A 9,823-nucleotide genomic window follows, 5' to 3' on the forward strand; every position below is an offset into this window, starting at 1 on the left:
CGGCCACGCGGCGGAGGCGGATGCTGGTGCTCATGGTGTGCTCCTTGCGGGGGTGAGCGGTCTCGAGTGCCGTTCTTCCTGCGCTCGCACCGTTGATTCGGAGCCACGGCCCTGACGGCTTGGTCGATCACCCGATGGGATGAATATCGACGCCGAGTCCGCAGGTCAGCACCTGGCCCGTACGATCGCCCGGACCCTTTCGAACGAACTGGAGCCTCTCTATGACGCCGTCGACCGCGCTGGGCCGGCCCGTACCCGAATTCAGCCTTCCCGGCGGACGTCTCAAGGACGGTGAGTTCGTACGGGGTGATTACGAACTCTCCTCGCAGCGGGGGCGCCCGCTGGTGCTGGCCTTCTATCCGGGCGACAACACGACTGTCTGCACGAAGCAGCTGTGCTCCTACTCCAGCGGGTTCGAGGCATTCGAGGCGCTGGGGGCCGACGTCTGGGGGATCAGCCCCCAGGACGTGGACAGTCATGAGTCGTTCGCGCAGGCACACGGTCTGCGGATGCCGCTGCTCGCCGACACGGACCGCGCCGTGGCCCGAATGTTCGGCATCGCCGCGCCGGGTATCGGCGTACGCCGGTCGGTCTTCCTGATCGCCCCGGACGGCACGCTCCACTGGAAGCACGTCGCCCTCCTCGGAGCGACGTACCAGTCGCTCGACAAGCTCACCGAGCGGCTGGCGGCTCTCTGACGAGTGCGGTCATGACAACCTCCCTACCGGCTAGTAGGGTCATGGGCCGAGGATCGGAGTGGTCATGACCCGTACGTTCACCGTCTCCCGCAGCATCGTGGTCGAGGCGTCACCTTCCGCGGTGTACGAACAGATCAGCCGGCCCGCGCAGATGGGGCGCTGGAGCCCGGAGAATCTCGGGGCGACCCTGCCCGAACCCGACGCCCCTGCCCGCGTCGGCACGGCCTTCGACGGGCACAACAAGCGCGGTGCGTTCCGCTGGACCACCCGCTGCACGGTCACCGAGGCCGACCCGGGCAGGGCCTTCGCCTTCCGCGTCCACGCGATCGGGCTCAAGCGTCCGCGGCTCCGCGCCAGGATCGCCACCTGGGAGTACCGGTTCGAGGAAGCCGGATCGGCGACGCGGGTCACGGAGACCTGGACCGACGACCGCCGGTCCTGGCCTACGGTAGTGGCCAATGTGTTCGACCGGATCGCCACCGGGGGGCAGACCTTCGCCTCGTTCCAGGTCGGCAATATCGACAGGACCCTGGGCAGGATCAAGCGGGAGCTGGACGCCGCTCCCCGGCCCTGACACGGGGGCCTGCAGGCAGCACCACAGGGAGAGACCGAGCATGACATCCCCGCACTACCTCGCCGCCGACGACCGCTACACGAGTGGAATGCAGTACACGCGCTGCGGCCGCAGCGGTGTGCTGCTGCCCAAGGTCTCCCTCGGACTGTGGCACCGGTTCGGCGACACCTCCCCGCTGGAGTCGCAGCGCGCCGTACTGCGCCGCGCTTTCGACCGTGGCGTAGTCCACTTCGACCTCGCCAACAACTACGGTCCGCCGTACGGCAGTGCCGAGGCCAACTTCGGCACCGTGTACGCACAGGACTTCCGCCCCTACCGCGACGAGCTGTTCATCGCGACCAAGGCGGGATACGACATGTGGGCGGGACCGTACGGCGAATTCGGCTCCCGCAAGTACGTGCTGGCCAGCCTCGACCAGTCGCTGGCCCGGATGGGCCTCGACTACGTCGACGTCTTCTACTCGCACCGCTACGACCCGGACACCCCGCTGGAAGAGACGATGGGTGCGCTGCACTCGGCGGTGCGGCAGGGCAAGGCTCTGTACGCCGGACTCTCCAACTACCCGCCCGAGAAGATGAGGGAAGCAGCCGGGATCCTCAAGGGCCTCGGCACCCCGCTGCTGATCAACCAGCATGCGTACAACATGCTGGACCGCACCGTCGAGAAGAACGGACTGATCGCCGCGTCCGCCGAGGAGGGCGCCGGAGTCATCGCCTTCTCCCCGCTGGCGCAGGGGCAGTTGACGGACCGTTACCTGGCCGGTATTCCCGCCGACTCCAGGGCGGCCGTCGGGCACTTCCTCAAGCCCGAGGCGCTGTCCGAGCAGAAGATGGCTCTGCTGCACGCCCTGAACAAGCACGCCGTCGCCCACGGCAGGACGCTGGCCCAGCTGGCACTCGCCTGGGTGCTGCGTGATGCGCGCGTCACGTCCGTGCTCATCGGCGCGAGCAGCGTGGCCCAGCTGGACCAGAACCTCGGAATCCTGGACGCGGAGCCCTTCGACGAGGACGAACTGGCCGATCTGGAGCGGCTGCTGAGCTGACCGGGCGGTCCTGGTCGGATCGGAGTCGGATCAGGGGTAGGAGACCACCGTGGACGGCACGGTCGACGTCCCCGAGGTGGCGGAGCCGGTGCTGTTGACGACGTGCGCGTACTGGCCCATCCCGCCGAGCGAGACGACCAGCAGGCCGTGGAACTTCACTCCCGGTGTGTTCGGTGCGGCGAAGCCGTGCTCCTGGACGATGGTCGAGTCGGCGGTGAAGTTGCAGTAGCTCCCGAGTCCCCAGCCCTCGTGGTCGGTCACGGAGTCGTCGACCCTGTAGGCGGCGAATCCCCTGACGTCGCCGTCCTGGACCGAGGCCTGGTTCGGGGCGTCGTACGCCTTCTCGTTCTGGAAGAAGATCGTGCGCCCGCGCTGTCCGGACCACTGGACGTCGTACTTGTTGAAGTGCTCGACGAACAGGCCGGTGGCCAGGACGTCGTCCCCGTTGACCCGGAGTCCGTAGTCGGCGCGGTTGGTCTCCCAGCCGACTCCTGCTCCATGGTCGGCGCGCCAGATCCAGGTGTGGTCGACGATGGTGTGGCGGCTGTTGACGACGATGCTGGTGGTGGCCTTGCCCGCACCCGCGCCGCCGATGCGGACGAAGACGTCCTGGACGGTGATCGGATCGGCCGAGTGGTCCGCGCCGGCGCCCTGCGGGCCGATCTCCAGGAGGGTGGGGGAGTTGACGGGTCCTGCGTCGATGAGGAGACCGGCGAGCCGTACGCCGTCCACGTCGGCCACCTTCAGCGCGGTGACACCGTTGTCAGGGATCAGGGTGGCGTAGCCGAGCCCGAGGACGACGGCGCCCGCGCGGTCGACCTGGACCGTGGCGTCGAGGTGGTAGATGCCGGGCGTCAGGAGGAGGTTGAGGCCCTGGGCCAGGGCGGCGTTGAGGGTGGCGGCGCTGACGCCGGGCTGGGCCACGTAGAACTGGCTCAGTGGCAGCGAGGTGCCGCGCGGTGTGCCTGCGCCCCAGGTGGTGCCGCGCGCGTTGGTCCGCTTCTCCGGCAGGAACACTTTGTAGTCGGCGCCGTCGAGATACAGGAACGGCTTCTCGCGCGAGACGGGTGTGGTGTCGAGCGTGGTGTACGGCGGGTCGGGGAAGCTCTGCCCGGGTGCGCCCTCGACGCCCGAGAACACCATGTTCCACACGGCGTTGCCCCAGCCGCCCACGGTGCTGTCGCGGGTGTACCACTGCTGCTGGGAGTACGGGTTCACCTGCCCGTCGATACGAGAGTCGGCGATGTAGCCGCCGCTGGCCCAGCCGTAGCCCGCGGGGGCGAGGTTGAGGTCGCCCTTGATGTGCATACGGCGGAACGGGGCGGCCTGCGCGACGGCCCACCGGTTGGTCCCGCTGACCGGCTTGAGCGCGAGGTTCTCCGCCGAGCGCCAGAAGTTCTGGGTGGCGTTGCCGTTGAACCAGCCGGCGTCGACGGTCACATCACCGTTGATCAGCGTGTCGTCGGGGGAGAGGCCCAGGCCCGCGATCGAGGTGTAGAAGCCGAGCTGGGCGTTGAGTCCGTTGTACGTGCCCGGCTTGAACAGCAGCGCGTAGCGACCCGTGCCGAACTGCGCGGACTCCTGCTGCTTGAAGATCTCGTCGAGTCTGGTCTGGATGTCGGCGGTGGAGGGGTCGAAGACGATGACGTTCGGCCCGAGGTCGCCGCCGCCGGGCAGGACGTCGGCCGGGGTCCGTACGGAGGAATCCGCCGCTGCGGGGGTGGCGAGGGACATGAGGGCCGGCGCGGCGGCCGACACGGCGATCGCGCCGAGGACCGCCCTGCGTCCTGGGGCCGGCGCGGTGCGGGGGGTCGAACTGTCCGTGGGGGGAGTGGACATGGTGGCTCTCCTGGTTCAGAACTTGAACGAATGACTGTTGAGGGAGCGCTCTCTTGCGGTCGAATGGTTCATCCGTGTGAACGAGGCGTCAAGAGTTGAGTCCAGAGTGGCCGAAGTTTTACGGGAGTTGGCGATGGCGGCCGACGCGGCGACGGCGCTCGCCCGGCGGATCCCGCGGTGGTGCGGGAGGGGTGCGCGGTCTCGTACGGCACGGAATTCCTTGGCACGCCCTGCGCAGCTCACGGCCGTCCCAGCCCCGTACCGCTCTTAACGAGACGTTCATCGACTCTTGACACGGTCGCGTCATCGCCGGAACACTCCGAGCGGGGAGAGCGCTCTCCCATACGCCTCGCTGCATGAGAGCGCACAACCCAAGGGCGGTCCCCGGGTGTGTACTCGGCCCCCAGGGACCGCCTCCAACCCCCCTCGAGGTTCCGTACTGACATGGCAGGAGGTCTCCATGGCACGGAGATCGAAGATCGTCTCAGGGTTCCTGATATCCGGCGCGCTCTTGCTGACCTCGCTCGGCGTGGGCGGCATGGCGATGAACGCCAACGCGGCTCAGGGATCGAAGAGTTCGGCCGAGCAGTCGGCGGCGTCGCACGCAGGTCATGTGATGGCGGCGTCCACGGTCGCCTCCGGCGACGACCCGGACGGCGACGGCTACATCCCCGCGAACCCGCCGGTGACCGGCGTAGACCCGTCCACGAAGGAGCCGCCCCCCGCCTACTTCCACGAGTTCCAGGCCCACTGCACGGTGACGCACACCAAGCCGGACGACCCGATCGTCTATCCGGGCCAGCCCGGCAAGTCCCACGACCACACCTTCATGGGGAACACGACCACCGACGCCAACAGCACCACGGCCTCCCTGGGCGCGGGCTCCACCAGCTGTCTGGCACCCGGGGACAAGTCCGGGTACTGGATGCCCACCCTGCTCAACGGCAACACGCCTGTGCTCCCCGTCGGCGAGCAGACCATCTACTACAAGGCGGGCGTCACCGACTACAGGAGCGTCAGGCCCTTCCCCAAGGGGCTGCGGTTCGTGGTCGGCAGCCCGATGCAGACGGCGGACGAGTTCCGCCACCACCCCGGTTTCGTCGAGGGATGGGAGTGCGGGAACAGTTTCTTCAACGTCGAGTTCCCGCAGAACTGCCCCACGACGCAGGACGTCAAGCTCAACATCCGGTTCCAGGCACCCAGTTGCTGGGACGGCAAGTACCTGGACACGCCGGACCACAAGAGCCACATGGCGTACACGATCGTCGTGCCCGGCACGAACAACAACGCGTGCCCGGCGGACCACCCGGTGGCCCTGCCGATGATCGAGTTCAAGATGGCTTTCCCCATCAACGGGGACCTCTCGCAGGTCAGACTGGCGAGCGGCACCGGCCACTCCTTCCACTACGACTTCTTCAACGCGTGGGACGACCGCACGCTGAAGGCGATGGTGGACCACTGCGTCGTCGGAGGACTGCAGTGCGACACGCGCGGCTACGACCAGAACCACCCCGCGGCCGGCGCGGTGCTCAACGACAAGTACGAACTCCCCTGACCGGGAGCAGCGCCTGACAGGGCGTCTTCCCGTGACGGTCCCGCGCTCTGCCGGAGCCGTCACGGGGAGCGCTCTCCCCACTCGGGCGCGCATCACCTCGTTTGACCTCCCCCTCATGACCTCCGCCCCACAAGGAGACCAGGTATGTACAAACCCCACGCATCCCGTCGTCGCATCGCGGCCCCCCTCACCGCGGGCCTGCTCGCAGCCGGTGCGCTCGCCCTGCCCGCCCAGCACGCGCACGCCGCGGGCACCGTGGTCAAGGTGACGGGATCCCAGGGCAACTGGGAGCTGAGCGTCAACGGTTCCCCGTACCAGATCAAGGGCCTGACCTGGGGCCCGTCGGTCGCGGACGCCGAGAAGTACATGCCCGACCTGCAGTCCATGGGCGTGAACACGATCCGCACCTGGGGCACCGATGCCTCCAGCAAACCGCTCTTCGACTCGGCCGCGAGCCATGGTGTGAAGGTCATCGCGGGCTTCTGGCTACAGCCGGGCGGCGGTCCGGGCAGCGGCGGATGCGTCAACTACCTGACGGACACCGACTACAAGAACCAGATGCTCGCCGAGTTCCCGAAGTGGGTGGACACCTACAAGGACAACCCGGGCGTGCTGATGTGGAACGTCGGCAACGAGTCGGTGCTCGGTCTGCAGAACTGTTACAGCGGCGACGAGCTGGAGAAGCAGCGTGACGCCTACACGACCCTCGTCAACGACATCACCAAGAAGATCCACGCGGTCGACCCCGACCACCCGGTCACCTCGACCGACGCCTGGGTCGGCGCCTGGCCCTACTACAAGAAGAACGCCCCCGACCTCGACCTGTACGCGGTCAACGCATACAACGCGGTCTGCGATGTGAAGTCCGCCTGGGAGCAAGGCGGTTACACCAAGCCGTACATCGTCACCGAGACCGGGCCCGCAGGGGAGTGGGAGGTGCCCGACGACGCCAACGGCGTCCCCGAGGAGCCCACCGACCAGGCCAAGGCCGCCGGCTACACCAAGGCCTGGAACTGCGTCACCGGGCACAAGGGCGTCGCGCTCGGCGCCACGATGTTCCACTACGGCACCGAGTACGACTTCGGCGGCATCTGGTTCAACCTCATCCCCGCGGGCCAGAAGCGGCTCTCGTACTACGCGGTCAAGAAGGCGTACGGAGCGGACACCAGCCACGACAACACCCCGCCCGTCATCGCGTCGATGAGCGTCGACGGCGATGCCGCCAAGGTCCCCGCGGGCGGCGACCTCACGCTCAACACGCAGGTCACCGACCCCGACGGCGACCAGATCTCCTACGAGGTCCTGGTCAACAGCATGTACATCGACCAGGGCAAGGCCCTCACCCCCCTGCCGGTGACCGACCTCGGCGGCGGCAGGCTCAAAGTGACGGCTCCCGACCGGCCCGGCGTGTGGAAGGTCTACGTCAAGGCCACCGACGGCAAGGGCAACGTCGGCGTCGAGACGCGCTCGGTACGGGTCGTCCCGCCGCCCGTGAACGGCACGAACATCGCGGTCGGCAAGACGGCGACGGCCTCCACGTACCAGCCGGGGAGCGGCGACTGCCCGTGCCCCGCGGCCAATGCCGTCGACGGCAAGAACGACACCCGCTGGGCCAGTGACTGGAGCGACCCGCAGTGGCTCCAGGTCGACCTCGGTACGAGCCAGGCCTTCAAGCACGTGCAGCTCAACTGGGAGGCTTCGTACGCGAAGGCGTACACGATCCAGACCTCGGACGACGGCCAGAACTGGCGGACCGTCCACGAGGAGACGAACGGCAACGGCGGTGTCGACGACTTCGACGTCAGCGGCGCGGGTCGCTACGTCCGGGTGAACGGCACGGCGCGCGGCACCGGATACGGCTATTCGCTCTATGAGTTCGGCATCTACAGCTGATCCTTCGCAGCGCGGGGAGCAGGAGGCCGCGGTGGCCTCCTGCTCCCCGCGCGCAGACGGCGTCCCCGCGGTGATCGACGGGATCCGGCCCACGCATTGACACGGATCACTGCCGTTCCCGATCCTGTGGAGAGCGCTCTCCAAGAGAGCGGCAGGGGAGGGAGCGAAGATGACCGACGAAGAGATCGCGCGCCTGGCGGAGAAGCTGAGTCTGGCGCAGAAGGTACGGCTGCTGACCGGGGCCACCACCTGGCGCACAGCGGCAGAACCAGCCGTGGGCCTGGGGGAGCTCGTGACCTCGGACGGCCCGGCGGGCGTACGGGGACAGGCGTGGGACGAGCGCAGGACATCGGCACTGCTGCCGTCCGCATCGGCGCTCGGCGCGATGTGGGACGAGACGGTGATCGAGCGGCTCGGGGGCGTGCTAGCCCAGGAGGCACGGGACAAGGGAGTGCACGTCGTACTCGCACCGACCCTGAACCTCCACCGCTCGCCCCTGGGCGGCCGGCACTTCGAGTGCCTGGCCGAGGATCCGGAACTGGCCGGCCGCGCGGGCGCCGCGCTCATCCGCGGGATACAGGCGCACGGTGTGGCCGCCACCGCCAAGCACTACGTCGCCAACGACTCCGAGACCGACCGTCTGACGGTCGACGTCCGCGTGGGCGAGCGCGCCCTGCGCGAGCTCTACCTGGCGCCGTTCGAGGCGGCGGTCGACGCCGGGGTATGGGCCGTGATGTCCGGCTACAACAGCGTCAACGGCTCGACGATGACCGCGAGCGCACTGCTCGCCGAACCGCTCAAGGGGGAGTGGGGCTTCGACGGTCTCGTGGTGTCGGACTGGGGCGCCGTACGCACCACCGTCGAGACCGCGCTCGCCGCCCAGGACCTGGCGATGCCGGGACCGGACGGCGTATGGGGCGAGCGGCTGCTCCGGGCGGTGGAGTCCGGCGAGGTGCCCGGGGAGGCCGTCGACGACAAGGTCCGCAGGCTGCTGCGCCTGGCGGAACGGGTCGGCGCGCTGGGCGAGGCCGACCCGGCGCCCCGGCCGCCGCGCACTCCCACGAGCCCGCGCGGACTCCTGCGCGAGGCCGTGGCCGCGGGCTCTGTCCTGCTGAGCAACAACGGCGTACTGCCGCTGGACGCGGGCGAGTTGAGCAGCGTCGCCGTGATCGGCGTGCACGCCGCGCAGCCCAGGTCCCAGGGCGGGGGCAGTGCCGGCGTCTTCCCCACGCACGTCGTCACCCCCCTGGACGGGATACGGACGGAACTGCGCGGCCGAGCCCGCGTCGTGTACGCCCCAGGACCCTCGGCCGGAACCGAACCGCTGCCGCTGGGCACGGACCGGTGCGTCGACCCGCGGACCGGGGACCGCGGCGTACTCCTGCGGATGCTCGACGAGGCCGGACACGAGCTGTACGCCGAACACCGGGGATCCGGGCGCCTGTTGGAGCCCACCCTCGTACCCGGCGCCCACACCGTGGAGATCAGCGCGCTGCTGCGCCCCGGCACCGGGGGCGAGTGGACGTTCGGCATCGGCGGATTCGGCAAGCTGCGGCTCACCGTCGACGGGCAGAACCTGGTCGACGGTGAGTTCCCGCGGCTGACCGACGACCCGGCCGTCGTCCATGTCGGTCCCCCGTGCCAGTACGGGCGGGCGCGGCTGACCCGCGGGCGCGCGGTGCGCGTGGTGGCACGGCGCGAGCTGGCCCCCGACACCGGACGCGCCACGGTCGTGACCGCCGCGCCGCCGGCCCCCGACCCGGAAACCGCGCTGGCCGAGGCCGTGGCGGCCGCCAGGGACGCGGACGCGGTCGTCGTCGTGGTCGGGACCACCGAGGGCAGCGAGTCCGAGGGGTACGACCGGGCATCGCTCGCCCTCCCGGGCCACCAGGACGCCCTCGTCGCCGCGGTGGCCGCCGCGAACCCGCGCACGGTGGCCGTGGTGAACGCCGGCGGCCCGGTGGAACTCCCGTGGCGCGAGGCGGCGGGCGCCGTGCTCCTGAGCTGGTTCCCGGGACAGGAGGCGGGCGCGGGTCTCGCCGATGTGCTGTTCGGGCACGCGGAACCCGGCGGCCGGCTGCCGACCACCTGGGGCGCGCGCCTCGACGACGTGCCCGTCAGCCGGACGCGTCCCGAGGGAGGGATCCTTCCGTACGAGGAAGGACTGCACATCGGCTACCGGGCGTGGCTGCGCTCCGGCAGGCAGCCGGCCGCCGGGTTCC

The 9,823-nt window shown here is 69.5% G+C and carries 7 protein-coding genes; 6 read left to right on the forward strand and 1 reads right to left on the reverse strand.

Annotated elements, in window-relative coordinates; genetic code table 11:
- The first annotated feature begins 221 nt into the window (after positions 1 to 221).
- From J0695_RS30485 to J0695_RS30495, 3 genes are all read left to right on the forward strand, one after another.
- Positions 222 to 698, forward strand: coding sequence for a peroxiredoxin (locus J0695_RS30485; RefSeq protein ID WP_206967472.1), 477 nt, complete (start codon positions 222 to 224; stop codon positions 696 to 698).
- 64 nt (positions 699 to 762) lie between these two features.
- Positions 763 to 1,272, forward strand: a complete 510-nt coding sequence (locus J0695_RS30490; protein WP_206967474.1) for an SRPBCC family protein — start codon at positions 763 to 765, stop codon at positions 1,270 to 1,272.
- Positions 1,273 to 1,312: 40 nt separating this feature from the next.
- Positions 1,313 to 2,314, forward strand: coding sequence for an aldo/keto reductase (locus J0695_RS30495; protein WP_206967476.1), 1,002 nt, complete (start codon positions 1,313 to 1,315; stop codon positions 2,312 to 2,314).
- A 30-nt stretch (positions 2,315 to 2,344) separates the two neighbouring features.
- Here the strand turns inward: J0695_RS30495 and J0695_RS30500 are convergent, their stop codons facing one another.
- Positions 2,345 to 4,153, reverse strand: coding sequence for a pectate lyase-like domain-containing protein (locus J0695_RS30500; protein WP_206967477.1), 1,809 nt, complete (start codon positions 4,151 to 4,153; stop codon positions 2,345 to 2,347).
- A gap of 460 nt (positions 4,154 to 4,613) precedes the next feature.
- On the opposite strand from J0695_RS30500, the gene J0695_RS30505 reads away from it, so the two are divergent.
- The 3 genes from J0695_RS30505 to J0695_RS30515 all read left to right on the forward strand — a co-directional run.
- Positions 4,614 to 5,708, forward strand: coding sequence for a DUF1996 domain-containing protein (locus J0695_RS30505; RefSeq protein WP_206967479.1), 1,095 nt, complete (start codon positions 4,614 to 4,616; stop codon positions 5,706 to 5,708).
- Between the two features lie 144 nt (positions 5,709 to 5,852).
- Positions 5,853 to 7,601, forward strand: a complete 1,749-nt coding sequence (locus tag J0695_RS30510) for a discoidin domain-containing protein (protein ID WP_206967482.1) — start codon at positions 5,853 to 5,855, stop codon at positions 7,599 to 7,601.
- Between the two features lie 169 nt (positions 7,602 to 7,770).
- Positions 7,771 to 9,823, forward strand: a 2,053-nt coding sequence (locus J0695_RS30515) for a glycoside hydrolase family 3 protein (RefSeq protein ID WP_206967484.1), incomplete at its 3' end; no start/stop codon positions are given.

The sequence above is a fragment of the Streptomyces beijiangensis genome (assembly GCF_017315755.1).
Lineage (GTDB): Bacteria > Actinomycetota > Actinomycetes > Streptomycetales > Streptomycetaceae > Streptomyces > Streptomyces beijiangensis.